22 protein-coding genes are annotated in these 25,972 nt (G+C 65.0%); 19 read left to right on the forward strand and 3 right to left on the reverse strand.

What is annotated here, in order from left to right:
• Positions 1–98: 98 nt before the first annotated feature.
• The 7 genes from ACXAF3_RS10050 (at position 99) to ACXAF3_RS10080 (ending at position 10,637) form a co-directional block, all read left to right on the forward strand.
• Positions 99–2,849: a TonB-dependent receptor gene (locus ACXAF3_RS10050; protein ID WP_475112161.1), complete on the forward strand. Its 2,751-nt coding sequence runs from the start codon at positions 99–101 to the stop codon at positions 2,847–2,849.
• A gap of 74 nt (positions 2,850–2,923) precedes the next feature.
• On the forward strand, positions 2,924–4,645 hold the full coding sequence (locus ACXAF3_RS10055) for a CRTAC1 family protein (protein ID WP_475112162.1): 1,722 nt from the start codon (positions 2,924–2,926) through the stop codon (positions 4,643–4,645).
• Positions 4,646–4,931: 286 nt separating this feature from the next.
• Entirely contained in the window at positions 4,932–7,061 is a 2,130-nt protein-coding gene (locus tag ACXAF3_RS10060; protein ID WP_475112163.1) for a vanadium-dependent haloperoxidase, read from the forward strand.
• Entirely contained in the window at positions 7,061–7,972 is a 912-nt protein-coding gene (locus tag ACXAF3_RS10065) for a glucosamine kinase nucleotide-binding domain-containing protein (protein ID WP_475112164.1), read from the forward strand. The genes ACXAF3_RS10060 and ACXAF3_RS10065 overlap by 1 nt, the downstream gene beginning before the upstream one ends.
• Positions 7,969–8,937, forward strand: a complete 969-nt coding sequence (locus ACXAF3_RS10070) for an isoaspartyl peptidase/L-asparaginase family protein (RefSeq protein WP_475112165.1) — start codon at positions 7,969–7,971, stop codon at positions 8,935–8,937. The genes ACXAF3_RS10065 and ACXAF3_RS10070 overlap by 4 nt, the downstream gene beginning before the upstream one ends.
• A complete protein-coding gene (locus tag ACXAF3_RS10075; protein ID WP_475112166.1) occupies positions 8,934–9,677 on the forward strand; it encodes a copper homeostasis protein CutC in 744 nt (247 codons plus the stop codon). Before ACXAF3_RS10070 ends, ACXAF3_RS10075 begins: the two co-directional genes overlap by 4 nt.
• A gap of 105 nt (positions 9,678–9,782) precedes the next feature.
• Positions 9,783–10,637, forward strand: coding sequence for a hypothetical protein (locus tag ACXAF3_RS10080; protein WP_475112167.1), 855 nt, complete (start codon positions 9,783–9,785; stop codon positions 10,635–10,637).
• 34 nt (positions 10,638–10,671) lie between these two features.
• Here the strand turns inward: ACXAF3_RS10080 and rrtA are convergent, their stop codons facing one another.
• Positions 10,672–11,334, reverse strand: a complete 663-nt coding sequence (gene rrtA / locus ACXAF3_RS10085) for a rhombosortase (protein WP_475112168.1) — start codon at positions 11,332–11,334, stop codon at positions 10,672–10,674.
• A 303-nt stretch (positions 11,335–11,637) separates the two neighbouring features.
• Between rrtA and ACXAF3_RS10090 the strand changes: the two genes are divergently transcribed.
• The 4 genes from ACXAF3_RS10090 (at position 11,638) to ACXAF3_RS10105 (ending at position 17,465) form a co-directional block, all read left to right on the forward strand.
• Entirely contained in the window at positions 11,638–11,973 is a 336-nt protein-coding gene (locus ACXAF3_RS10090; RefSeq protein WP_475112169.1) for a hypothetical protein, read from the forward strand.
• Positions 11,974–12,046: 73 nt separating this feature from the next.
• Positions 12,047–13,348 (forward strand): TolC family protein, encoded by a 1,302-nt coding sequence (locus tag ACXAF3_RS10095; RefSeq protein WP_475112170.1) that lies wholly within the window; start codon positions 12,047–12,049, stop codon positions 13,346–13,348.
• Between the two features lie 16 nt (positions 13,349–13,364).
• Positions 13,365–14,291, forward strand: coding sequence for an efflux RND transporter periplasmic adaptor subunit (locus ACXAF3_RS10100; protein ID WP_475112171.1), 927 nt, complete (start codon positions 13,365–13,367; stop codon positions 14,289–14,291).
• Positions 14,292–14,303: 12 nt separating this feature from the next.
• Positions 14,304–17,465: an efflux RND transporter permease subunit gene (locus ACXAF3_RS10105; RefSeq protein WP_475112172.1), complete on the forward strand. Its 3,162-nt coding sequence runs from the start codon at positions 14,304–14,306 to the stop codon at positions 17,463–17,465.
• A 111-nt stretch (positions 17,466–17,576) separates the two neighbouring features.
• Here ACXAF3_RS10105 and ACXAF3_RS10110 read toward each other — a convergent pair whose 3' ends face one another.
• Positions 17,577–18,929 (reverse strand): sensor histidine kinase, encoded by a 1,353-nt coding sequence (locus ACXAF3_RS10110; RefSeq protein WP_475112173.1) that lies wholly within the window; start codon positions 18,927–18,929, stop codon positions 17,577–17,579.
• Positions 18,926–19,642, reverse strand: a complete 717-nt coding sequence (locus ACXAF3_RS10115; RefSeq protein ID WP_475112174.1) for a response regulator — start codon at positions 19,640–19,642, stop codon at positions 18,926–18,928. The genes ACXAF3_RS10110 and ACXAF3_RS10115 overlap by 4 nt, the downstream gene beginning before the upstream one ends.
• Positions 19,643–19,942: 300 nt before the next feature.
• On the opposite strand from ACXAF3_RS10115, the gene ACXAF3_RS10120 reads away from it, so the two are divergent.
• Genes ACXAF3_RS10120 through ACXAF3_RS10155 form a run of 8 tightly spaced genes read left to right on the forward strand, consistent with a single transcriptional unit; the run spans position 19,943 to position 25,967 of the window.
• A complete protein-coding gene (locus tag ACXAF3_RS10120) occupies positions 19,943–20,386 on the forward strand; it encodes a hypothetical protein (RefSeq protein ID WP_475112175.1) in 444 nt (147 codons plus the stop codon).
• 46 nt (positions 20,387–20,432) lie between these two features.
• The gene (locus tag ACXAF3_RS10125; protein ID WP_475112176.1) at positions 20,433–20,912 is read left to right on the forward strand and encodes a Na+/H+ antiporter subunit E; all 480 of its coding nucleotides are present in this window, start codon (positions 20,433–20,435) and stop codon (positions 20,910–20,912) included.
• Positions 20,913–20,917: 5 nt separating this feature from the next.
• Complete coding sequence (locus tag ACXAF3_RS10130) at positions 20,918–21,199, forward strand: MrpF/PhaF family protein (RefSeq protein ID WP_475112177.1); 282 nt, start codon at positions 20,918–20,920, stop codon at positions 21,197–21,199.
• Positions 21,192–21,581, forward strand: a complete 390-nt coding sequence (gene mnhG, locus ACXAF3_RS10135) for a monovalent cation/H(+) antiporter subunit G (RefSeq protein WP_475112193.1) — start codon at positions 21,192–21,194, stop codon at positions 21,579–21,581. The genes ACXAF3_RS10130 and mnhG overlap by 8 nt, the downstream gene beginning before the upstream one ends.
• 22 nt (positions 21,582–21,603) lie before the next feature.
• Positions 21,604–22,641: a DUF4040 domain-containing protein gene (locus tag ACXAF3_RS10140; RefSeq protein WP_475112178.1), complete on the forward strand. Its 1,038-nt coding sequence runs from the start codon at positions 21,604–21,606 to the stop codon at positions 22,639–22,641.
• A gap of 1 nt (position 22,642) precedes the next feature.
• The gene (locus ACXAF3_RS10145) at positions 22,643–23,035 is read left to right on the forward strand and encodes a cation:proton antiporter subunit C (protein ID WP_475112179.1); all 393 of its coding nucleotides are present in this window, start codon (positions 22,643–22,645) and stop codon (positions 23,033–23,035) included.
• Positions 23,029–24,504 (forward strand): monovalent cation/H+ antiporter subunit D family protein, encoded by a 1,476-nt coding sequence (locus ACXAF3_RS10150; protein ID WP_475112180.1) that lies wholly within the window; start codon positions 23,029–23,031, stop codon positions 24,502–24,504. Before ACXAF3_RS10145 ends, ACXAF3_RS10150 begins: the two co-directional genes overlap by 7 nt.
• The gene (locus ACXAF3_RS10155; RefSeq protein WP_475112181.1) at positions 24,501–25,967 is read left to right on the forward strand and encodes a proton-conducting transporter transmembrane domain-containing protein; all 1,467 of its coding nucleotides are present in this window, start codon (positions 24,501–24,503) and stop codon (positions 25,965–25,967) included. Before ACXAF3_RS10150 ends, ACXAF3_RS10155 begins: the two co-directional genes overlap by 4 nt.
• Positions 25,968–25,972: the final 5 nt, after the last annotated feature.

Below are 25,972 nucleotides of genomic sequence, written 5' to 3' on the forward strand. Positions count from 1 at the left end.
ATCGACAAAGACAGATCACGAGGCTTATTCCGGTGTGGGTCGACTTTTAAGGGTGTACGGAAAGCCGAGACAATAAAGAAAATTTGGAGACAAGGATAATGAAAAAGAGAGAATTTCCCGGAGCCAGCTACTACTCGGGCGCCCTGCGGACCTCCGCCAGCGCGTTGGTATTGTTCGGTGCGATAGGGGCGGTACAGGCGCAGACCTATGTGGAGAAGGAGCAGGCTGCGGATAGCGAAGCCATGGAAGAAATTGAGGTCGTCGGCATCCGGTCCACACTGGAGCGGAACCTGGACATCAAGCGCGATGCGGCCTCTTTCGTGGATGCTATCACCGCCGAGGACGTGGGCAAGTTCCCCGACAAGAATGTCGCCGACGCCCTGCAGCGCGTGCCCGGAATATCGATCACCCGCAGCGGCGGCGAGGGTCAGTATGTAAGCATCCGCGGCACCAGCTCGGCACTGACGCTGACCCAGCTCAACGGCAACTATATCGCCACCGCCTCCACCTCCAGGGACCCGCAGCGCTCCTTCAACTTCGCCCTGCTGCCGGCCAATCTGCTCGAACGCACCGAAGTCTATAAGACGCCGGAAGCCAAAATCGACGAGGGGGGCCTGGGCGGCACCATCATAGTCCACACCCGCCGCCCGCTGAATATGGAATCGGGCACCGGTTTTCTCAACTTCGAGGAAACCTACGCGGACGTGACCGGCGAGATGGAGCCGCAGTACAGCGGGCTCTATTCCTGGAAAAACGCCGCGGAAAACTTCGGCGTGCTGGTCTCCTACACCTCCCAGGAGCGCACCAGTATCTCCGAGGGAATCTCCCTGGAGAACTGGACCCTGTTTGACGATGCGCGCGCGGATGAAGACTTTGCCCAGGCATCGCTGGAGGATACCGCCGGCAATAAAATCACCGGCTACGCGCCCTTCGCCGTGGTCCAGTCCCAGTCCAAAGAGGCGCGGGACCGCCAGGGCTACCAGGTGACGGTGCAGTGGGAGCCGACCGATCGGATCTCTACTACCTTCAACTACATAGGCGCAAAGCTGGAGCAGAACAACGACCAGAACCTGATTCTGGTGGCGGAATGGGATTACCGCGACCCGGCGATAGTACCGGGCAGTGTCCGCTACGACGGCGACACCATTGTCGCCATGGACCTGGCGGACGCAGACCTGTCGGACCACGGTGTCGATCTGCAGGCGCCGGCCATAGGCTCCCGCCGCTCCCTGTCGGAATCCAAGTCCGACACCTATGATCTGGAGGTGGTCTACGAGGGGGACGGTTACACAGCGTCCGCGAACGTCGGCCACACGGAGTCCAGCGGCGGCACCACCTTCAACAATCTGCAGCGCTTTTACGGCATCGGCGGCGCCACTCAGTCTTACGGCTGGGATCTGCACGCCGGCACCATACTGCACTACGATGCCGAGCCGGCGGACTTCAACGGCTTTGGTTGGCGCTCCGCGGATGCCGGTACCTCGTCGGACGAAGAGTTCTATGCCCAGGTGGACTTCAACCTGGAAACCGACTGGGGCATTTTCGAGTCCTTCGACATAGGCGCCAAGTATCGCGACCACAAGATAGGTCGGCGCTTCGAAAACCTGGTCTGGGACGACGGCGATCCGGATAACGCCACCCTGTGGGGCGGCTGCTGTGGCCTGGGCTACGAGTACTGGCACACGGATGCCAACCTGCCGTCCGCGGCGGAGATCGCCAGCTTTATTCACCGGGTCGACGGCCTGACCGGCGAAGCGGGAACGGAAAAAGCTTTCCTGTCGGTGGACTGGGATGCCTACACGGCCTGGCTGGATGACAATTTTATTCGCAGCCGCCGGGACGACCCCAACAATTTCTTCAACATCAAAGAGGAAATCACCGCGGCCTACCTGCAGGGCAACTTCAACAGCGGCGCCCTGAGCGGCAACCTGGGTCTGCGCGTGGTGCAGACGGAGCAGCGGGCGGAAACCTTCGACGCTCCCCTCGGCATCCGCGACGAGGAACTGGACGTAAATGCGGGGAGTTACACCGATGTGCTGCCCAGCTTCAACCTGAAGTGGGAAGCCGACGAGGATCTCATCATTCGCGCGGCTGCGTCGCGGGTGGTCGCCCGGGTCGGCTACGGTGACCTGGGTGCCTCAGAGGGCTTCAACGCGCCGCCGGAGGGCTCGAATATGACCACCGGCTCCCGCGGCAACCCGGATCTCGAACCCTACGACTCCACCCAGTTCGACCTGGGCGCCGAGTGGTATTTCCGCAGCGCCTCGGTACTGGGCGCGGCGGTGTTCCACAAGGAAATCGATTCCTTTGTCACCATGGCCCAGACCACCGAAAAGCGCGAGGTGCCCAACCGCGCCGAGCCGGTGGATGTGATCTTCTCCCTGCCGGTCAACGGCACCGACGCCACATCCACGGGTCTGGAACTCTTCTACCAGCACGCCTTCGACTTCGGCGGCGGGGTGATCGCCAATTACACCTACACGGACACCTCCCTGGCGACCCTGGAAGTCGACGGCTCGAAGAAGGAGATTCCGCTGCCGGGCACCTCCGAGCACCAGTACAACCTGTCGGCCTACTACGAAACCGACCGCTTCAGTGTGCGGGCATCGTACAACTACCGGGACGACTACGCCGGCGAGCAGTCCAACGGCCAGACGGTGTACACCGACGGCTACGGCCAGGTGGACGTCAACGGCTCCTACTACTTCACCGATGCGTTGGTGCTGAATGTCTCGGCCATCAACCTGACCAAGGAAGTGGGTGAGCGCTACTGGGGTTCAGAGGACCGGTTGTACAACCGCTTCTACACAGGCCGCCGTTTCTACATGGGGCTCAATTACAAGTTCTAGTAACGGCGGATGCATTGCGCCGGTGCCGCGCGCCGGCGCAATGCGGTTTTTTGCACTGGAGGGGAGGGAATAACGTGAGCCAAATAGTCAAACGTGTCCGCAGCCGGATTCCGGCCCGGCTGCTGTTGGCCGCCGTCTACGGCGCCCTGGCCGGCTGTGGCGGTTCCGGTGGCGGCGGCGATAGCGGAAACGGCGGTGGCGATACGGGCAGCGGCGACCCGGATCCGATCGCGGGCCCGCCTCCGGTAACCTTCGCGGATGCCACCGATGCCTCCGGCATCCACTATATCCACGGCTACCTGAACCCGGCGGGCGGCGATCCGGAAGCCTACAGCGGTGGTGTCGCGGCCGGCGACTACGACAACGACGGCGATGTGGACCTGTTTCTGGTGCGCGGCGATATAGGTCCGAACAAGCTGTACCGCAACGAGGGCAACAACCACTTCCTGGATGTGGCGCAGCAAGCCGGGGTGGCCTACACGAAAAACGGCAACGGCAATTACCGCCTCAGCGGGCCCACCTTCGCCGACATGGACGGCGACGGCGACCTGGATCTGTTTATCGGCGGCTTTTACGGCTCGCCCTCGTTTATTTTCGCCAACAACGGTGACGGCACCTTCAGCGATGTCACCGAGGGTTCCGGCATAGACCGGATGCAGGCAGAGAACACCGCCTCCGCGGCCTTCGGTGATTACGACCTGGACGGCGACCTGGATATGGCGCTGAGCCACTGGGGCGTCGGCTACGTCGACAGCGAAAACCACGGCTCCACCGAACACCTGTGGCGCAACGACAGCGACGCCTCGGGTATCCGCTTCACCGACGTGAGCGTGGAGGCCAATATCTCGGACACGGCCATATTCCCGCCCATCGACAACGCCGTGCTCGATGGCGTCTACGACTATTCGTTTTCGCCCACCTTTGCCGATAGCAACGGTGACCGCCATCCGGACCTGCTGATGGCCAACGATTTCGGCACCAGCCTGATCTATATCAACAACGCCGACGGCACCTTCCGCAACGCCACCGGCGACAGCGATCTCCGCGTCTACAGTGCCATGGGATCGGCGGTGGCCGACTACGACAACGACGGCGATCTCGACTGGTTTGTTACCGCTATCTACGACGAAGAGGCCCAGAACCCCGATCACGGCAACCGCCTCTACCGCAACGACGGCAGCGGCCGCTTCGCCGACGTGACCCAGGCCGCCGGCGTGATGGACGGCGGCTGGGGCTGGGGCGCCTGCGCGGCGGACTTCAACGGCGACGGCCACCTGGACCTCTACCACACCAACGGCTGGAACAACCTGACCACCGGTACAGTGTTCGACAAGGACCCCAGCCGGCTGTATATCGCCAACGGCGACGGCAGCTTCTCCGACAGGGCGGGCAGCAGCGGTGTCGTCGACTACGAGCAGGGGCGCGGCGTGGTCTGCGCGGATTTCGACAACGACGGCGATGTGGACCTGTTCGTCACCCACCGCAACCTGGACAACTCGGCGTCCTTCTACCGCAACGACTCGGCCGGCCAGAACACCCTGAGTATCCGCCTGCGCGGCAGCGCGCCGAACACAGAGGCCGCCGGTGCGCGCATCACTGTGACCATCGGCGAGGTGACCCAGATGCGCGAAATCACCATCGGCACCAACTTCACCTCCCAGAACCCGACGCGGCAGATCTTCGGCCTGGGCAGCGCCAGCCAGGCGGACAGTGTACGCATCACCTGGCCGGACGGCCGCGAAGAGGTGCACACGGCCGTGCCCGCGGGCGCGCTGGTGGAGTATCGCCAACAGTAGGCTGCTGACAAAGTCCTACAGCCAGAATCGAAGGCAAAGTGCTAGGACGAGTATTTCGAGCCGTCGGCGACAGGACGTCACCGCCGGAGCGTACAGGGATGTATTCACAGCGTTTCGAAATACTCGTCCTAGTGCTTTGCCGCCACTCCACCTGCTTATAGCGAGAGGAGGGGTTTATCAACAAGCTGAAATCAAGCACTGAAGTGCTTGATTTGCGACCCGGCCATCCATGGCCGGATAGACGACAAATGCTCGCGATAAAAACGATAAGAAGAGGAAAACCGCTATGAGAGATTTTTTCGCCGGTCTGATCGCCGCGGCCTGCCTGGTGCAGGCGGCACCGGCCCTGTCCGAGGACGAGACCCAGTTGTACAACCCGGCGCACTCGGCGGCGCGCAACTGGAACGAGGCGCTGCTGGCGGCGATCCGCGTGGACTACGCGCGGCCGACGGTGCACGCGCGCAACCTGTTTCACTCTTCGGCGCTAATGTACGACGCCTGGGCTGTCTACGCGGATGGGGCGGATACCTATTTCCTCGGCAACCGGGTGCACGGTTACGACTGCGCCCTGAGCGAGGCGCACAAGCAGGCGCTGCGGGACGGCGCCGGGGATATCCAAGCCGCCCGCGCCGAGGCCATCAGCTACGGCATGTACCGGCTGCTGCGCCACCGCTTCGCCGATTCCCCGGGCGCGGCCGTGTCGCGGCTGCGCTTCAACAACATGGCCGATGCCCTGGGCGTGGACCGGGGCTTCGACAGCCGCGACCTGTCGTCGGGCAGTGCGGCGGCCCTGGGCAACTACCTGGCCGATTGCGTGATCGAATACGGGCTACAGGACGGCGCCAACGAGACCAACGGCTACGCCAACAGCCACTACCAGCCGGTCAACCAACCCCTGAACCCCGCGCAGCCGGGCACGCCGGGCATGGCGGACCCGAATCGCTGGCAGCCCCTGGAGCTGGATATCTTTGTCGACCAGGCGGGCAACGAGACCAACACGCCGCCGTTCCTGGGCGCCGAGTGGGGCAGGGTGATGCCCTTCGCCCTCACTGAAGGGGACCGCAGCGTCTACGAACGGGACGGCCAGACCTATCACGTCTATCACGATCCGGGTGCACCGACCCTGCTGCAGGGGGATGGGGCCCTGCCCGACGAGTATCGCTGGGGCCACACCCTGGTCGCCCTCTGGTCGTCCCACCTGGACCCCGGCGATGGGGTGATGATCGATATTTCCCCGGCGTCGGTGGGCAATACCACGGCCCTGCCGCTGGACCTGCCCGGCCTGCGGGATTTCTACCGCACCCTCGACGGCGGTTCCACGGACAGGGGGCGGGACCTGAACCCGGCAACCGGCCTTCCCTACGAGGCGCAGATGGTGCCCCGCGGGGACTACACCCGGGTGCTGGCGGAGTTCTGGGCCGACGGCCCGGATTCGGAGACTCCGCCCGGCCACTGGTTCGGCATTCTCAACGAAGCCGTCAGCGACCACCCGGAGTTTCGGAAACAGTTCGAGGGGGTGGGGGCGTCCCTCGACGACCTCGAGTGGGATGTCAAAGCCTACTTCGCCCTGGGCGGGGCGGTGCACGACGCGGCCATCGCCGCCTGGGGCATCAAGGGCTGGTACGACTATGTGCGCCCTGTGTCCGCCATTCGCTATATGGCATCCCTGGGGCAGGGCTCCGATCCGGGGCTGCCGAATTACCACCACAACGGCCTGCCGCTCTACGACGGCCTGGTGGAAGTAGTGCAGGCGGGAGATCCCCTGGCGGGTGCGGACGGCGAGCACCTGGGGAAAATCAAGCTCTACGCCTGGCGCGGGCCCGGCTATATCGCGGACCCGGCCACCGATATGGCCGGCGTCGGCTGGATACTGGCGGAGAACTGGTGGCCCTACCAGCGCCCCACCTTCGTCACGCCACCCTTCGCCGGCTACATCTCCGGGCACTCCACCTTTTCCCGCGCCGCCGCCGAGACACTGACGCTGCTGACCGGCAGCGAATACTTCCCCGGCGGCATGGGGGAGTTCGTGGCCAGGAAAAACCAGTTCCTGGTGTTCGAGGAGGGGCCCAGCGTGGACGTGGTCCTGCAGTGGGCCACCTACAGGGACGCCTCCGACCAGACCAGTCTGTCGCGCATCTGGGGCGGCATTCACCCACCGGTGGACGATGTGCCCGGGCGCCGCGTCGGCGAGAAGGTCGGGCTGGCGGCCTACGCCCTGGCCAAATCCTATTTCGATGGCAGCGCTATTCCCGAGCCGGAGCTCGAGCCCCGGGAGGAGACTGCGTCCAGTTCCAAGAGGGGCTCGGGTGGCAGCATCACGCTGGTCGAACTGCTGTTCGGCCTCGCGATGCTGCTTGCCATCCGCGGTTTCAGCGCCGCCGGGTCGGGACCACTGACAAACCGGAGGGGAGAGTGATGGCGGACGACTGGTATTTTCTCGGTATAGATGCGGGCGGGAGCCGCTGCCGCGCGCGGCTGGAGTCCGCCGACGGCAGCCTGCTGGGGCGCGGCTTCGGCGGTCCCGCCAACCCCTGCTACGGGCTGGACCTGGCCATGCGCTCTATCGAAAAGGCCGCCGCCGCGGCGCTGGCCGACGCGGGTCTGGCTCCCGAATTGATGAGCCGGCTGCGCGTGGGTGCCGGTGTCGCCGGCCTGCACCTGCCGCGCTACCGGGACGCCATGCGCAGTGCGCCGCATCCCTTTGCGCAGCTGGTGTTGACGGACGATCTGCATATCGCCTGCCTCGGCGCCCACGGCGGCGGGGACGGCGCGGTGATCATTGTCGGCACCGGCTTCAGTGCGCTGGCGGTGGTCGGCGGTGCGGCACACACCATCGGCGCCCACGGCTTCATGATGGGGGAGGCCTGCAGCGGCGCGCATATCGGCTTCGCCGCCGTAAATGCCGCGCTGCTGGCCTACGACAGGCTGGGCGAGGAGACGCTGCTCGCGAAGCTGCTGGCGCGGGACCTGGGCGGCGAGGGCCTGATGCTTGCCAACGCCCTGGCCGGCGCCACCGCCGACCGCTATGCGGCCCTGGCCCCTGTGGTCTTCGAGGCGGCGCAGCATGGCGATGCGGTGGCCGCGCGGATACTGCGGCAGGCCGCCGCCTTTATCGACCGGGTGGCGGCGCGCCTGCTGGAGCGGGAACCACCGCGGCTGTCCCTGGTGGGCGGTATCGGCGAGCGGATTGTGCCCTGGCTGGCGCCGGATATCGCCGCGCGGCTGCTGCCGGCCGAGGCGCCGGCGGAAGTTGGCGCCATCCACCTGGCGCGGGAGGGCACAGCTCCGGCGCCAAAGTTCGCAATTGCCACAGGAACTCCATCGTGAACAGCAAGAGACAATTCCTGAAATACTCCCTGCTGGGCAGCCTGGTCGCGCAGGCCGCGGGACCGGTGCGGGCCATGGGCCGGCGCGGGGCCAGGGCCAACAGGCCCATCGTCATCTCCACCTGGAACCACGGCGGCCCCGCCAACGAGGCCGCCTGGGCGCTGCTGTCCCGCGGCGGCCGCGCACTGGATGCGGTGGAGGCCGGGGCGCGGGTGCCCGAGGCGGACCCGGAGGTGACCAGCGTCGGCTACGGCGGCTTCCCGGACCGGGAGGGCAAGGTGACCTTGGACGCCTGCATCATGGATGAGAAGCAGAACTGCGGTTCCGTGGCCTTCCTGCAGGATATCCGCCATCCGGTATCCGTCGCGCGCAAGGTCATGGAGGAGACGCCCCACGTGATGCTGGTGGGCGAGGGCGCGCGGCGCTTCGCCCTGGAGCAGGGCTTCCAGCCGGAAAATCTGCTGACGCCCAGGGCCGAGGCCGCCTGGCGGGACTGGCTGCAGGAGGCGCGCTACCAGCCGGTGATCAATATCGAGAACCACGACACCATCGGCATACTGGCCCTGGACAGCGCCGGCGACCTGTCCGGCGCCTGCACCACCAGCGGCGCCGCCTTCAAGATGCACGGGCGGGTGGGGGATTCGCCGATTATCGGCGCCGGTCTCTATGTCGACAACGAGGTGGGCGCGGCCACGGCCACCGGCATGGGGGAGCTGATGATCAAGACCGTCGGCTGCCACCAGGTGGTCGAACTGATGCGCCACGGCTATTCGCCGGAAGACGCCTGCCGCGAGGCGGTGGAGCGCATAGCGCGCAAGCTGCCCGACTACCGCCAGTTCCAGGTGGGCTTCCTGGCCCTGGACAAGGCCGGCAACTACGGCGCCCACTGCATTCACCCGGGGTTCAACTTCGCAGTCCGCGACCGGGGCGGTGCCCGCATGATCGACGCCGGGAGCAAGCTGTGACCATAGCGCTGGAAATTTGTCTCGACTGCGACGACATATCGTGCCTGCGCCGCTCGGTGGCCAATGCGCTGGCCGGTGGCGCCGAGCGCATAGAGCTTTGCCGTGCCATCGCGCTCGACGGCCTGACACCGACTGCGCAACAGATCCGCGCGGCGCGGGATATCTTCGGCCGCCGCGCCGGGGTGCTGGCGATGATACGCCCGCGCGCCGGCGATTTCTGCTACAGGCCGAGTGAAATCGAGCGGATGGCCGAACAGATTGCGATGGCGGCCGATGCCGGTGCCGGCGGTGTGGTCCTGGGCGCGCTGCGGGACCGGCGGCTGGATCTGGAGGCGCTGGATCGGCTGCTGCCGGTTGCCCGCCGGCACCGGCTCAGTGTGACCTTTCACCGGGCCTTCGATGAGCTGGCCGATAGAGAGTTGGCCATCGAACAGCTGGTCGAGCGCGGCGTGGAGCGGCTGCTGACCGCCGGCGCACCGCTGGCCGAGAGGGCCGACGCAGTGGACGCGGCGGAAAGCATCAACCGCACCCTGGCCGCCGCGCGGGGACGTATCGAGGTGGTCGTGGGCGGCAGTATCCGCAGTGCCAACATTCTTCCGCTGATGGAAAAACTGTTTCCCGCCCATACCCGCCTGTCGCTGCACAGCCACTCCGGCCTGCACGCCGGGGGCGTTGCCGATATAGGCCTGATCAGGGAGATGCTCAGAAACCTGCGCAGCTTCCGGATGAGCGCAACGTAAAACTTGATCGGGAATATGCAAACGCTATCCCGGTGGTTGGGTTAAAAGTAAAAGATCCACGAGGGTAAGATGAAGAAGGGATTTGCTTTAATCGGTTTATGTCTGTTGTTGGTTGCACCCCTGGTGTCCCATGCCGTTTCCGGCGTCTATGCGGGCGGACCCGTCTATCAGAAACGGGATTACGCCATCGACGAGCTGAAATCGTCCGGGTTCACCCACGTTATCGTTTGGACCATTCATATCGAGGCGGACGGCTCCCTGGGGTTCAATGCCGAGTTTCCACTAGTAAAGGATGGAGTCTATATCGGTGACCAGTTTTACCCCCATTTCAGAGAGGATATTGCCTCACTGAAAACCGGCGACACTTCCATCACCCGGGTCGAGTTCGGACTCAGCGGCTGGGGTTCGGCGACATACGACAATGTGCGGGACCTGCTGGCCTGCGAAGAGAGCCACTGCGGTACCGGCAGCGGCAGTATCCTGTACCGGAATTTTCGCGCGCTGAGAGCGGCATTTCCCGCGGTGGATGCGCTGAACAACGACGACGAGGGCACTTACGACGTCGACTCCGCAGTGCCATTCCACGTGATGTTGGCCGATATCGGCTTTAAGACGGCGATAGTTCCCTACAAGAATAGAGCCTTCTGGCAATCCTTCGTCGATCGGGTGAACTCGGCGCGCCGCGGCGCGGTGGACCTGAGCTACCTGCAGGTCTACGACGGCGGCGCCGCCAACAACCCCTGCAACTGGGATCTGGGCCTGCCACTGGTAGCCGGGCTCTGGTCGCGGGAGCTTTCGCCGGCGGAGGTGCAAAGCCGTATGCGGAATTGGGCAGAGTCGTGCGGCATAGAGGGCGGATTTATGTGGCTCTACGATGAATTCGACAACTCGCCCGGAGTCGCGTCTTACGCCGATGCAATCAATGCGGTATTCGGCGATATGAATCTCAGTTCACCTTGACTATGCGATGTTGCGTAGGGCACCTTTTTTAAGATTAGTCGGTATTGAGCTGCGGCTTCGCAAATTCCCGCACTAGGTGTCGCCAAGCCAGCATACCCAGGCACAACAGCGACCCCGCAGCGGCTCCCCAAAAGTGCGCATCGATGGCTACCGGGACACCGATTAATTCGGCCATAGATTCGTTCGCCCCCTTCATCTGTTCGCGGACCACCTTTATCCATATTACGGCGACCAAGAGGTAACCGGCCCGACCACCGGCCAATAGGTCTCTGTAGCCGCCCCAGATGGCCATGCCGTGCAACACACCAGACAGGCCAAGATACAACTGGGTCGCGGGTGAAAAAAAATAGAGTCCGAGACTGCAACCGAGAGCGATCAGCGTCACTGCAGCGAAAAAATTTCCGGTGGTGTAGTGGGAACCGTGCAGTAGCCACAGCAGCGTAAGGCCGGCGCTATTCAGCATTAGATGCTGCGTACCCGCGTGGGCCAGGTGACCGCTGAACAGGCGCCACAGCTGGCCCCGGTCAAGTAGCGCCCGGTCGTAAATCAGCAGTTGCTCCAGTCCCGGATCCCAGAACCAGTAGAGTGAGATGGCGGCCAACAGTAGCAGGGGGCCCACATGCCCGGGAGCTTTTAGCGCGGCTGTGATTCTGAACATGCGTATGGAGCGGAAATGGCTGTATTGATGCAGTATCACACAGGCGGCGTGCAGGAGTCATCGGCCATATCCCGCACTGGCCTTAGATCTTACAAAGAAAGCCGTTTTCTGAGGGGGCGTTGCCCGACGTTATCGGTTAGACATCGGTAACCGCTAAAGTGGGTGAGGTTCAACCGGCGATCCGCTTCCCCGGCGCGCTGCTTGTGCTGTGGCGACACAGTCCGGCTGTCGATTCAATGGAGCGCTCCCGCACAGTTGAGCACGGGCGGCGGCTTTGCTAGAGTCATTAGTAAATTCCCCGCGCGATTCACTCCTGCAATGAACCCCCTTCGACTCTGCTGTTTGCTGATTGCACTGCTGGTTTTCCAGACCGCGGTGGCTTTCTACGATAGTCACGAAGAACTGCAGGATGTCGCCACCCATGTGCCGCCGCACCACCTGGATGGCACCGAAGGCGTGGAAATTTCCCCCAACCCCGACACTGCCGGGCTTGCATCGCACCCGGACGGACCGGACTTCTGCCATCACTGCTGTCACTGTCACGGCGTCGGCGTGGTCGGCATACTCGGTCAACCCCCGCGCTTTTTCGATTCCGGCTCCCGCGTGTTGCGGGACGCGGACAACCCCGCCTTTTCCTCCGGTTATTTCTCCGCGCTTTTCCGCCCGCCCATCGCCTGAGTTACGCCCTAAATAGCGCGCCTTCAATTAGCCCGCAGCGCGCGCCTTTCACGATGTAACTCGGGAGTGTTTTATGTTGTCTTTTCTTGCGCGCGTATTTCGCGCGCACTTTCGGCGTGCCGCGCTGCTCGCGCTGGCGCCGTTGATATCTTGCATGCCGAAGGTCCTGGCCCAACCGCCCGGGTCGGCGGTACAGCTCACCCTCGTCGAAGCCATTGACCGCACCCTTTCCCGCAATCCGGAGCTGGGGATATTCCGCCTGCGGGATGCGGCGCTGGCCGGTCGGGCACAGACAGCGGCGCTGCGGCCGCCGCTGGCATTCGGTGCTGAACTGGAAAACTTTGCCGGCGAGGGCGGCGCCGACGAGGCAGAGCTGACTGTGTCACTGTCCTCGGTGATCGAGCTGGGCGGCAAGCGCGGAGCGCGGGTGGATGCTGTTTCCGCCCGGCGCGACCTGCTGTTGGCGGAGGAACAGGCCCTGGCCCTGGACCTGCTCGGCGAGGTGATTCGCCGCTATGTGGAAGTGCTGGCGGCCCAGGAGCGACTGGCGCTGGCGCGGGACTCGGTCGCCCTCGCCGGCGATACCCTGAACGCGGTGGCGCGCCGCGTAGCAGCGGCCGCTTCGCCCAGGGCCGAGGCGCTGCGCGCCCGCGCGGCGCTGGCGCAGGCGCGCCTCGCGGTCCAGTCCGAGGAGCGCCTGCTGGCCTACCACCGGCTGGCGCTGGCCGCCCTGTGGGGCGGCGAAGCTTCCTCCTTTCAACTGGATTCCGCCGAGCTCTACCGCTTTCCCCCCGCGGCGGGCTTTGACGAACTCTACGCCCGCGCACAGCAGAACCCCGCGATAGCCCGCTTCGCCTCCGAGGAGCGCCTGCGCGCGGCCGAGCTGCGCCTGGCCGAGACACAGTCGGCCCTGGATATCGGCTGGTCCCTAGGGGTGCGCCGCTCGCGCGAAATTGATGAGACCACCCTGGTGGCCGGCTTCGAGCTGCCGCTCTTTCCGGCGCGCCGCAACGCCGGCGCCATCGCCACCGCTACCGCGGAGCGGGAGCGGGTGGCCCAGGAGCGCGAGGCGGCACTGCTGCGCCTGAAGAGCCGCCTGTTCCGCGCGGTCAGCGGCCGCGAGCAGGCGTTGGCCGCGGTGCAGGCCCTGCGGGGCAGCGTGGTGCCGACCCTGCGCGAGGCTCTGGCGGAAGTGGAGCGGGCCTACCGCCGCGGCCGCTACTCCTACCTGGAATGGGCCTCGGCGAGAGAGGAACTGATCGGCGCCCGCCGCGCGCAGATAGAGGCCGCCAGCGCGGCGCTGCGCTTCGGCGCTGAAATCGAACAAATGACCGCTGCACCGCTGCTGCCGGCGGGCGAGGAACCGAGCAAATAAAATGACCGGATTACCGATGATTACGAGCATCAGATTACAAAACTTTTTCGCCGCGCTGGCTTTGCTGGCGCTGCTGTGCGGCGCCGTTCCGGCCTATGCCGACGGCGACCACGACGGGCATGAAGCGGGCAGAGTGCAGATCAGCGCCGAGATGGCCGCCAGGGTCGGGATAGAGACCGCCGTTGCCGGCCCTGGCGAGATACGCCGTTCGGTCACCCTCTACGGGGTGACGGCGCTGGCCCACGGCAGCCTCAGCCATGTGCGCGCGCGCTACCCGGGGCCGATCAAGTCGGTGGCCGTGGAAGTGGGAGACAGGGTGCGCCAGGGGCAGACGCTGGCGGAAGTGGAGTCCAACGACAGCCTGCAGGTCTACCGGATTGCGGCGCCCATCGATGGCTTGGTGATCGACAAGCAGGCGAGCCGCGGCGAGTACAGTGGCGAGCGCGAGCTGTTCACCATCGCCAACTACGACCAGCTGTGGGTGGAACTGCGGGTTTTCCCTGCGCAGCGGGCGCAGATAGCCCGCGGCCAGAAGGTGATCCTCCGCGCCGATGGAAAGGAGGTGGAGACACAGATTGCCAACCTGGTGCCGGGCATCGAGGGGCGGCCTTTCCTGCTGGCGCGGGCGCCCTTCGACAACCGCGAGCTCAACTTGCCGCCGGACCTGATACTCGAGGGCCGGGTGCTCGTCGAGCGGGTGCGGGTGCCGCTGTTGGTGGAACAGCGCGCGCTGCAGCCGCTCGGCGATGACACGGTGGTCTTTGTCGCGACCGGAGATGGCTATGAGGTGCGGCCGCTGACACTGGGCCGCTCCGACGGCCGCGCGGCCGAAGTGCTGGGCGGCCTGAAGCCCGGCGAGCGCTATGTCACCGCCAACAGCTACCTGATCAAGGCCCATCTCGAAAAATCGGGCGAAAAATCCGGGGCTGAACATGCCCACTGACGGAGGCCGGTCATGATTGAAGCCATACTGCGCCTCTCGATAGAGCGGCGCTACCTGATACTGTCCCTGATGCTGGTACTGGTCGGTGTGGGGCTCTGGAGCTACCGGCAACTGCCCATAGACGCGGTGCCGGATATCACCAATGTGCAGGTACAGATCAATACCGAAGCCCCCGGCTACTCGCCGCTGGAGGCGGAACAGCGCATCACCTACCCGGTGGAAGCGGCGCTGGCGGGCCTGCCCAACCTGGCCTATACGCGCTCCCTGTCCCGTTACGGCCTGTCCCAGGTGACGGTGGTTTTCGAGGAGGGCACCGATATCTATTTCGCCCGCAACCTGATCGACGCCCGCCTGGGCGCGATCAAGGGCGCACTGCCACCGGGGTTGGAGCCGGAGATGGGGCCCATCGCCACCGGCCTAGGCGAGATCTTCATGTACACGGTGGAGGCGCTGCCGGGCGCGACCCAGCCGGACGGCCGCCCCTATGACGCCACCGCCCTGCGGGAGATACAGGACTGGATCATCAAACCCCAGCTGGCGCTGGTGCCCGGGGTGATCGAAATCAACACCATCGGCGGCTACGACAAGCAGTATCACGTGACGCCGGACCCGCGCAAAATGCTCGCCTTCGGCCTGTCCATGGAGGAGGTGCTCTCAGCCCTGCGGCGCAACAACGACAACCGCGGCGCCGGCTTCGTTGAGGCCAACGGGCGCCGGCTGCTGGTGCGCTCGCCGGGCCAGCTCGCGGATATCGACGATATAGGCCAGGTGGTCGTCGCCAACCGCGACAGGGTGCCGGTGACGATCGCGGATATCGCCGAGGTGGCCATCGGCAGGGAGCTGCGCACCGGCGCCGCCACCCGCGACGGCCGCGAAACGGTACTCGGCACCGCGATGATGCTGGTGGGGGAGAACTCCCGCGCCGTGGCCCGGGACCTGGCCGCCGCCCTTGTGGATATAGAGCCGTCCCTGCCCGAGGGGGTGCGCCTGGAGGCGGTCTACGACCGCACCACCCTGGTAGACAAGGCGATCGCGACGGTGCAGAAAAACCTGGTGGAGGGCGCGCTGCTGGTGATCGCGGTGCTCTTCCTGCTGCTGGGCAACTTCCGCGCGGCGCTGATCACCGCGGCGGTGATTCCGCTGTCGATGCTGGCCACCATCACCGGCATGGTGCAGACCGGCGTGTCCGCCAATCTGATGAGCCTGGGCGCGCTGGACTTCGGCCTGATTGTCGACGGTGCCGTGATCATCGTCGAGAACGCCATCCGCCGCCTGGCGGAGACCCAGCGCCGCAATGGCGGCCCGCTGCCGCTCAATGAGCGGCTGGAGCTGGTATTCCGCGCCACCAACGAGGTGATACGCCCCAGCCTGTTCGGGGTGCTGATTATCACGGTGGTCTATATCCCGCTCTTCTCGCTGACCGGGGTGGAGGGCAGGATGTTCCACCCGATGGCGGCCACGGTGGTGATGGCGCTGCTGGCGGCGCTGGCGCTGTCGCTGACGGTGGTGCCGGCGGCGGTGGCGGTGTTCCTGACTGGCAAGGTCAGCGAAAGGGAAAACCGCCTGATAGTCGCGGCCAAGTCCCTGTACAGACCGCTGCTGCTGGCGGCGCTGAAGATGCGCTGGCTGGTATTGTCCGGCGCCGCCGCACTGGTGCTCTTCTGTGCCTGGCTCGCCACCACCCTCGGCTCGGAGTTTATTCCCCGGCTAAACGAGGGGGATATCGCCCTGCACGCGCTGCGCATTCCCGGCACCGGTCTGGACCAGTCGGTGGCCATGCAGGAGATTCTCGAGGGGCGCATTGTGGAGTTTCCGGAGGTGGACAAGGTGTTCGCCAAGATTGGTACACCGGAGGTGGCCACAGACCCGATGCCGCCGAACGTGGCCGACAACTTCGTGATCCTGAAGCCGCGCTCTGAATGGCCGGACCCGGACAAGCCCCGCGATGCACTGATCGGGGAGATCGAGGCGGCGCTGCGCCTGCTGCCCGGCAACAACTACGAGTTCACCCAGCCGATCGAAATGCGCTTCAACGAACTCATCTCGGGGGTGCGCGCGGACCTGGGCATCAAGGTGTTCGGCGACGACCTGGACCAACTGGTGGTATCGGCGACAGAGATTCTCACCCTGCTGCAGCGCATAGACGGCGCCGCGGACGCGCGCGTCGAGCAGGTGGAGGGGCTGCCGGTGTTGTCGGTGGTGCCGAAGCGCATCCAGCTGGCCCACTACGGCCTGGACCTGCAGGCGCTGCAGGACCTGGTGGCCACCGCCATCGGCGGCGAGTCCGCCGGCCTTATCTACGAGGGCGACCGCCGCTTCCAGCTGGTAGTGCGGCTGCCGGAAGAGATACGCCGCGACCTGGACCGCCTCGGCGAGTTGCCGGTGCCGCTGCCCGGCGGCGGTTTCGTGCCGCTGGCGGAGGTGGCCAGCCTGGAAATGGCCCCGGCCCCCAACCAGGTCAGCCGTGAGAACGGCAAGCGCCGGGTGGTGGTCACCGCCAATGTGCGCGACCGCGATCTGGGTTCCTTCGTCGACGAGGTAAAGGAACGGATCGCCGCGGAGGTTCAGCTGCCGCCCGGCTACTGGCTGGATTACGGCGGCACCTTCGAGCAGCTGGAATCCGCCAGCCGGCGCCTGTCCCTGGTGGTGCCGCTGACGCTGGTGATCATCCTGGGGCTGTTGGTGATGGCCTTCGGCTCGCTGAAGGATGCGCTGATTATCTTTACCGGCGTGCCCCTGGCGCTGACCGGCGGCGTGCTGGCACTCTGGCTGCGCGGCATGCCGCTGTCCATTTCCGCGGGGGTGGGTTTTATCGCGCTCTCGGGCGTCGCGGTGCTCAACGGCCTGGTGATGCTGTCGTTTATCCGCCAGTTGCACCGGGAGGGGGGCGAGCTGCTGGCGTCCATCGTCGACGGCGCCCTGATCCGCCTGCGCCCGGTACTGATGACCGCGTTGGTGGCGAGCCTCGGCTTCGTGCCCATGGCGCTCAACACCGGCACCGGCGCCGAGGTGCAGCGCCCGCTGGCGACGGTGGTGATCGGCGGGATCATCTCGTCGACGCTGCTGACGCTGTTCGTGCTGCCGCTGTTGTACCGGATAGTGCACGGCGGCGAGTACAGGGGCCGGGTGCGCGGCGTATGTCCGCGAACCCTCCACTACAAATCAAGCATTTAAGTGCTTGATTTGCGACCCGGCCGTTCATGGCCGGGCTGGACCCCGCCGGTCTTTGACTGCGATTCCGGCGAGCGTTCTGGTTTCAGCGCGGTTTCTTTGCGTAGAGCCTGATCACCGGCGGGGCAGCAGAATTGTTGCACAGAGACCGCCGTCCTCGAGGTTTTCCAGGACTAGCTCGCCGCCGTGCGCCTGCACGATATTGCCGGCGATGGAAAGGCCGAGGCCGATGCCGCCGGTGCGGCTGTTGCGGGATTTTTCCAGCCGGTAGAAGGGGCGCATTACCGCCGACAGTTCGCCCGCCGGGATTCCCGGCCCGCTGTCGCTCACGGAGATATGAATAGCGTCCGCCCGGCCCCTCACTGTTACCCGCGCCTCGCGGCCGTACTTGATCGCATTGTCGATCAGGTTTTGCAGTCCCCGGCGCAGGGCAGCCGGGCGCGAGTCGAGGGTAAAGTCGCCATCGGATGCATCGCAGTGCACCGGGTAGCCCTCCTCGCGGAGGTCGTCGCAGAGGCTCTCCACCATGGCGCGCAGGTCGGTCCTGCGCGGCACTTCACCCGGTTCCACGCCGCGGACGAAATCGATCACCGACTGGGTCATCAGTTTCATATCCGCCACCACGCGCAACATGCCTTCGCGCTCCTGGCGGTCCTGCAACAATTCGGCGCGTAGTTGCAGCCGCGTGACCGCGGTGCGCAGGTCGTGGGAGACGGCCGCGAGCATTTCCGTCTGGCCGTGTACCAGCCGTGCCAGGCGTTCCTGCATGCGATTGAAAGCGCGCGCGGCTGCGGCGACTTCGTCGGGACCGTTTTCCGGCAGCGCGGGCGCATCGATATTGGTACCGATACTGTCGGCGGCCCGGGCCAGCCTCCCGAGAGGGGCCACCGTTTTACGGATCAGGTAGCCCGCCAGCAGCAGGGCCACCAGGCTGGAAAACAGCAGGTAGACCACCACCGCATCCTGGATCAGGGATTCCCCCTCCGGCAGTATCGCGTGGAAGACGGCGCGCTCGTGGTCGGGAAAGCTGATCGAAACCAGGACGTCGAAACCGTGCTGCGGCTGGCGCCGCGCCAGCAGCGGCGAGGGTTTCAGGCGGCGCAGGCAGACGCGGGCGTCGAACCCGGGTACCTCGGTAAACGCGGCGCGGAGAGACTCGCTCAGCCGCCGGGAGAAATCGTTGTCGCGGCACCGTTCGTCGTCGAGATTGCCGGGCTCGGGGAACATGGTGAGGAACTGGGTCTCCGCCGCCGTGAGTATGCGCTGGCGGTCCCGCTCGGGGAAGCTTCGGGCCAGTTCCACCACGCCGACAATGCGGTCCGCGAGGTCGGTGGCTTCGGTCAGCAGGATGGTCTTGTCCCGGTTGATCTCGTAGATCGCCAGGCTGACGGTGTGCGACAGCAGGAAAGCGCAGAAGAGAACCAGTATCGTGCGCGAGCGGATGGTGCGCGGGAAGCGGACTTTCACTCTGCCTCGACCGGGTAGGTAAAGATGTAGCCGGTGCCCCAGGCTGTCTTGATGATCTCCGGCTTTTTCGCGTCGTCGCCGAGTTTGCGCCGCAGGCGGCTGACGTGGGAGTCGATACTGCGGTCGAACGGGAAGCTGTCGCGGCCCTTGGTCAGATCCAGCAGTCGATCGCGGGACAGCGGTACCTGCGGGTTCTGCACAAAGGCGAGCAGCAGTTCCGTCTCGCTGGTGGAGAGGGGGATAGCGGTGGAGTCTGCGTCGATCAGCTCCATCTGGGCCGGATAGAAGCGCCAGCCGGCGAAGCGGAAGTGGCCGCGCCGGCGGCCGGCGGCGGGTTGCCGCGCGCGGCGCAATACGGCCTTGATGCGCGCGAGCAGCTCGCGGCCGCTGAACGGCTTGACGATATAGTCATCCGCGCCCAGTTCCAGGCCGACGACCCGGTCTATCTCGTCGTCCTTGGCGGTGATCATGATCACCGGCGGCATCCCCGCGTCGCTGTGCAGCTGCCGGCAGAGATCGAAGCCATCCCTGCCGGGCAGCATCACGTCGAGCAGGACCAGATCCACCGGCTTTTGTCCCAGCAGCGCGAACATCTCCTCGCCTTCACCGGCCACTTCCACCGCATAACCCTCCTCGGTCAGAAGCCGTGAGATCAGGGCGCGGATATCGCAGTCGTCGTCGACGACCAGTACGCAGGCTTTGGGTCCCCCCATAGGAGTCACTTCTGTAGGTCGGCAAATGTTGCAAATCGTGCGGCCGGGACAGCGGCCACTGCGGCTGTCACAGCGGCGCGGCGTGTGAAGCAACGACTTTAGCAAAGGCGCTGTGCAGCGCCAAGTTGCGCGGTTTCCGAGGATGTTGGGGCAAGCGCCGGGCGTTGGGCTTGACAAACTTTTCCACACTTTTTCACCGTCCTGACAATGTTCGCCACAGTAAAAGTGCCAAAGTAATCCGGCTGCCGAGAATAACGTTGCACGAACAACAGGCAAACTATGGCGAGAACAAAGCGACCATTGGTCCGTCGACTAATAACCCGTATAGGCGCGCCGCTCGCGCTGGCACTCGGCCAGCCACTGGCCGCAATGGAACCGCTGGGCGCGGAGGCACTGGTATCGGCCTGCGGTGCCTACCAGAAGGGGCTGGATACGGCCGCCGCCGCCACCTGCCGGGCGTTTATCCAGGGCTATCTGTCGGCCAGCGACGAGATAGTGGCCGCGCAAGAGCGGCCGTCCGGGTTCGTCGCCCGCGCCATACGCACCCGCGCCAGCCGGCTGTCCGATGCCGCCGAACAGAGGCTCAACAGCCGCTACTGCCTGCCCGAGGGGGAGCGCCTGGATGATCTGATCGCCAAGGTGGCTGCCCAGCCGCGGGAACTGCCCGCCGGTACCGGTGCCGCCGATGTGCTGCGCCGGGTATTCGAAGCCCACTACCTGTGCGATTCGGTACTGAGGAGCTGATGGCGCAGCGTTACCGGCCTGCCGGTTGAACCTGCGCGAGTTTGCCATGCGTTACACCATTTCTCTGTTTGCGGTGCTGGCCTTTATCTGGCTCGCCAATTCCGGCCACTATTCGCCGCTCCTGTTGACCTTCGGGCTGCTGTCGGTGGTTTTGGTTGTCCTTGTGGCGCGCCGGATGGGGCTCGTCGACGGTGAATCCCAGCCCCTGCACCTGCTGCTCGCGCTGCCGGGCTACTACTGGTGGCTGTTTCGGAAAATTCTGCGAAGCAACCTGGAGGTGGCCGCCTGCGTCTGGCGCGGCAATACATCGCTCAGTCCCGCCAGCGCGCGGGTAGCGACTTCCCTGCGCGGCGATCTCGCCCGGGTGCTCTACGCCAACTCCATTACCCTGACACCGGGCACCGTGGCCGTGGATATCGATGGCGACACCATTCTGGTACACGCCCTGACGGCGGAATCGCTCGACGACCTGCGCCGCGGCGACATGGAAAAGCGGCTAAAGCGACTGGGAGCGCCGAAACAATAATGCTGATGGCAACCGCAATCGCGCTGCTGGTGGTTATGGCACTGGCGCTGGCGCGGGCCCTGCTGGGACCGACAATTTACGACCGCATTCTCGCGGTGAACGTGTTCGGCACCAAGACGGTGTTGTTGATCGCGGTCATCTGCTTCACCCTCGGCAAGCCGGAATTTCTCGATATTGCACTGGTATACGCGCTGATCAACTTTGTCAGCGTGATCGGCGTGCTGCGCTATTTCGAATTCCGCTCCCGCAACGGTGGCGAGGCGGGGGAGGGCACCATTGGTGATTGAGACCCTGTTGGTGATACTGAGCGGATTGGCGCTGGCATCGGGCTGCTTCTTTATGCTGTCCGGCGCGGTAGGGCTGCTGCGTTTCCCGGACTTTTACACCCGCATGCACGCGGCGGGTATGACCGATACCTTGGCCTCCTTCCTGATCATCGGCGGATTGATGCTGATCGCCGGCTGGAGCCTGGCGCTGTTCAAGCTGGGCCTGATACTGCTGTTCATCTTCTTCACCAGCCCCACGGCGTGCCACGCCCTGGCCAAGGCGGCGCAGCACGGCGACCTGCGGCTGGCGGAGCGGGGTGCGCATCGCCGCGAATCGGATCGGGAACCGGCGGCGGTCGAAACAGAAGTCGCGGCGGAAGCGGCCGCCGCGGATCGCGTCTGACAGGCAGCGGGAGAAGCCGATCGTGGAACTGATACTGGATATTGCGCTGCTCGCCCTGTTGCTGGTGACTGCCGCGGCCATTGCCTGGACCAGGGACCTGTTTGCGGCCGCCATGCTGGCCGGCATCTACGGCCTGTTGTCCGCGAGTTTCTTTGTGACCATGGGGGCGGTGGATGTGGCCTTTACCGAGGCCGCGGTCGGCGCGGGTATTTCTCCTCTGCTGATCCTGCTGACCCTGGCCCTGTGCGGCCGCCGCCAGAGATCCAACCCCACCCGCGCCGTGGCGGCGCTGCTGCTGGTGGTCTCCGTAGGCGCGCTGCTGGTGGCGGCGACACTGGATATGCCGGCCTTCGGCGCCGCGCATGCACCGGCGCACACCCATGTGGCGCCGCGCTATATCGGCGAGTCGCTGGCGGAGATAGGTATTCCCAACATTGTCACTTCGGTACTGGCCAGCTACCGCGCCTTCGACACCCTCGGCGAAGTGGTGGTGATCTTCAGCGCGGGTCTCGGTGTGCTGGCGCTGCTGTCGGGCCGCCGCGAGGAGATCCCGGCCCGGCAGCCGGCTGTGTCCGCCGCGGATGCGCAGTCCCAGCATCTGGTGCTGCGTGTAATCGCCAAGATACTGATTGCCCCCATCCTGATCTACGCCCTCTATGTTCAATTTCACGGCGAATACGGGCCGGGCGGCGGCTTTCAGGCCGGGGTGATCTTTGCCGTTGGCTTTATTCTCTACGGGCTGGTATTCGGGCTGGATGCGGTGCGCCGGGTGGCGTCGAACGGGCTGGTACAGCTGCTGGCCGCGCTGGGGGTGCTGGTCTATGGCAGTGTCGGCCTGTTGGGGTTGGCAACCGGGCGGAATTTTCTCGATTACAGCCGGCTGGCGGGGGATCCGGTCAGCGGGCAGCATATCGGCATCATCGCCATAGAGCTGGGCGTCGGCATCACCGTGGCCGCGGTGATGTTGCTGGTGTTTTACCTCTTTTCCGCACAGCTGCAGCCTTCGCGGCGGGGCGCCGCCGCGAAGGCGGAGGAGTCGATCGCAGGGAGGGCCGGTTAAGGTGTTGCTGGCATCACATTACAATTACTGGATCGTCATAGCGCTGATGATGATCGGCCTCTATATGGTTATCGCCCAGGGCAACCTGATCAAGAAAGTCATCGGCCTGAATATTTTCCAGACCTCCGTTTTTATCTTCTATATCAGCGTCGGCAAGGTCGAGGGCGGCGCGGCGCCGATTCTGGCGGAGGGGGAGAGTCTCTATTCGAACCCGCTGCCCCATGTGTTGATTCTGACCGCGATCGTCGTGGGCATCGCCACCACCGCACTGGCGCTGGCGCTGGTGATTCGCATAAAGCGGGCCTATGGCTCGGTGGAGGAGCGGGATATCCAGGAGCGCGAGTGGGCGGACTCCGCGGCCGGCGATCAGGGGGAGGGTGCGCAGTCGTGTTGAGCCACCTCCCGATACTGCAGGTAATTCTGCCGCTGATGGCGGCACCTTCCTGCCTGATCATTCGCCGCTCCAGCCCGGCCTGGCTGTTTACGCTTGCAGTCAGCGTCGCGGCCCTGGCGGTCAGTGTGCTGCTGTTGCAACAGGTCTATGCCGAAGGGCCGATCAGCTACCAGCTCGGCGGCTGGGATGCGCCCTGGGGCATCGAGTACCGCATCGATCTGCTGAATGCCTGGGTGCTGTTGATCGTCACCGCCCTCAGCAGTGCGGTGCTGGCAGCTGCGCACACCAGCGTTGCGAGGGAGCTGGATGAGAATCGACAGACCCTTTTCTACACCCTGTACCTGCTGTGTTTTGCCGGTCTGCTGGGCATAGTCGCCACCGGCGATGTATTCAATGTATTCGTGTTCCTGGAAATCTCCTCCCTCTCCACCTATGCGCTGATTGCGCTGGGGCGGGACAGGCGCGCGCTCTGGGCCGCTTTCCAGTATCTGATCATGGGCACCATAGGGGCCACCTTTATCCTGATCGGCATCGGCTTCCTCTACATGATGACCGGCACCTTGAATATGGCCGACCTGGCCATACGCCTGCCGGCGCTCTCCGGCTCGACCACGGTGCTCGCGGCCTTTGCGTTTATCGTCGTCGGCGTCTGCCTGAAGCTGGCGCTCTTCCCGCTGCACCTGTGGCTGCCGAACGCCTACAGCTATGCGCCCTCGATCGTGACCGCTTTCCTGGCCGCGACCGCCACCAAGGTGGCTCTCTACCTGCTGCTGCGCTTTGCGATCACCGTATTCGGCGTTGATTTCGCGCTGTCGAGCCTGCCGCTGGAGGCACTGTTTATCGGCCTCGGGCTGGCGGGTGTCTTCGTCGCCTCGGTGGTGGCTATCTACCAGGTGGATATCAAGCGCATGTTCGCCTATTCGAGCGTGGCGCAGATCGGCTATATGGTGGTCGGTATCGGTATAGGCACGGCCGCGGCGGTGCAGGCGACGCTGCTGCATCTGTTCAACCACGCGCTGATGAAAGGCGGCCTCTTCCTGGCCCTGGCGGCGCTGGTGTACCGGACCGGCGCCTGCCGCATCGAGCAGTTCCGCGGCCTGGGCCGCACCATGCCCTGGACCATGGCGGCGATCGTCGTCGGCGGTATCAGCCTGATCGGGATGCCGCTGACCGTCGGCTTCGTCAGCAAGTGGTATCTGATCGCGGCGGCCATCGAAAGCGGCCTCTGGTGGCTGGCGATACTGGTGGTGCTGGGGTCACTGCTGGCCGTGGCCTATGTGTGGCGACTGGTGGAAGCGGGCTATTTCCAGTCGGGAGACGCTCCGGCCGAGCGCATTGAGGCCCCCCTGGGTCTGTTGATCCCGACCTGGCTGCTGATCGGCGCCAATCTGTATTTCGGTATCGACACCCGCCTGCCGGTGGAGGTCACCGCTGCGGCCTCGCAGTTCCTGCTCGGAGGTGCGCAATGAGCCATTCCACCCTGCTGCAACTGGCGCTGCTGATTCCGCTGCTGGCGCTGGCCGGCATTCAGCTGACGGCGCGCTGGATCAATCTGCGCGAGTCCGTCTCCCTGTTGGCCGGAACCGCCCTGTTCGCGACAGTCGCGTCCCTGTACCGGCCATTGCTCGACGGCGCAGAGATAGCCGCCCACTGGCTGGAGATACTGCCGGGCCTCTCGCTCGCCTTCCGCGTCGAGCCGCTGGGGCTGCTGTTTGCGCTGGTGGCCAGCTTTCTGTGGATTGTGACCACCCTCTACGCGATCGGCTATATGCGCGGCCACGGTGAGCAAAACCAGACGCGCTTCTTCGGCCTGTTTGCGCTGTCGATCGCCGCGGTCATGGGCATCGCCTTCGCCGAAAACCTGTTCACCCTGTTTGTCTTCTACGAACTGCTGACCCTGTGCACCTATCCGCTGGTGACCCACGCCGGCACCGACAGGGCGCGGCAGGGGGGCAGGGTCTACCTGAGTGTGCTGCTGGGCACTTCAGTCGGCTTCTTCCTGCTGGCGATCATCGCCACCTGGCTGCTGGCCGGCACCCTGTCGTTCCGCCCGGGCGGTGTCTTCGCGCCGGAAACTTCCACGGTACTGCTGTCGGTATTGCTGGTGCTCTATGTGTTCGGCGTCGGCAAGGCGGCGATCATGCCGTTCCACCGTTGGCTGCCGGCGGCGATGGTGGCGCCGACGCCGGTGAGCGCGCTGCTACACGCGGTGGCGGTGGTCAAGGCCGGCGTCTTCGTGTTGCTGAAGGTCTGCCTGCTGATCTTCGGCCTGGACACACTGAAAAGTATTCCCGTCACACAGTGGCTGCTGTATCTGGCCGGCGCCTCGATACTGTTGGCTTCCATCGTCGCGCTGCGCCAGCAGAACCTGAAAAAGCGTCTCGCCTATTCCACCGTGAGCCAGCTCGGCTATATCACCCTGGGCGCACTGTTGGCGACCGGCGCCGGCATGACCGGCAGTGCCCTGCATATCGTGATGCACGCGTTTGGCAAGATCACGCTGTTTTTCTGTGCCGGCGCCATTCTGGTGGCCGCGCACAAGACCGAGGTGGGCGAGCTGCGCGGTCTGGGCCGACAGATGCCGATCACCATGACCGCCTTCCTGGTGGCGAGCCTGTGCATCATCGGCATTCCGCCCACCGGCGGCACCTGGAGCAAGTGGTACCTGATGCTGGGCACCCTGGAGGCTGAGCAGTGGCTGCTGATGGCGCTGCTGATGGCGAGTTCGCTGCTCAGCATCGCCTACCTGCTGCCGATTCCGTTGCGCGCTTTCCTCGGCGGTGAGACGCCGCTTGCGGAGGGCGGCGGGGCTGCCGCGGTCAAGGAGGCGCCCCTGCCATCGGTAGTGGCGCTGACCGTGACCGCGGCGGGTTGCGTCTACCTGCTGCTGTTTCCCGATACCTTCCATCAGCTGATCAAAGCCGGAATTTAGTGCGC

Source organism: Microbulbifer sp. ABF4_143, from assembly GCF_056160225.1.

Bases quoted from the DNA above. Each gene is read 5' to 3' on its own strand.
- ACXAF3_RS10050 (WP_475112161.1), top strand. From the start codon at position 99: ATGAAAAAGAGAGAATTTCCCGGAGCCAGCTACTACTCGGGCGCCCTG.
- ACXAF3_RS10060 (WP_475112163.1), top strand. From the start codon at position 4,932: ATGAGAGATTTTTTCGCCGGTCTGATCGCCGCGGCCTGCCTGGTGCAG.
- ACXAF3_RS10065 (WP_475112164.1), top strand. From the start codon at position 7,061: ATGGCGGACGACTGGTATTTTCTCGGTATAGATGCGGGCGGGAGCCGC.
- ACXAF3_RS10095 (WP_475112170.1), top strand. From the start codon at position 12,047: ATGTTGTCTTTTCTTGCGCGCGTATTTCGCGCGCACTTTCGGCGTGCC.
- ACXAF3_RS10100 (WP_475112171.1), top strand. From the start codon at position 13,365: ATGATTACGAGCATCAGATTACAAAACTTTTTCGCCGCGCTGGCTTTG.
- ACXAF3_RS10105 (WP_475112172.1), top strand. From the start codon at position 14,304: ATGATTGAAGCCATACTGCGCCTCTCGATAGAGCGGCGCTACCTGATA.
- ACXAF3_RS10115 (WP_475112174.1), bottom strand. From the start codon at position 19,642: ATGGGGGGACCCAAAGCCTGCGTACTGGTCGTCGACGACGACTGCGAT.
- ACXAF3_RS10125 (WP_475112176.1), top strand. From the start codon at position 20,433: ATGCGTTACACCATTTCTCTGTTTGCGGTGCTGGCCTTTATCTGGCTC.
- ACXAF3_RS10130 (WP_475112177.1), top strand. From the start codon at position 20,918: ATGGCAACCGCAATCGCGCTGCTGGTGGTTATGGCACTGGCGCTGGCG.
- ACXAF3_RS10155 (WP_475112181.1), top strand. From the start codon at position 24,501: ATGAGCCATTCCACCCTGCTGCAACTGGCGCTGCTGATTCCGCTGCTG.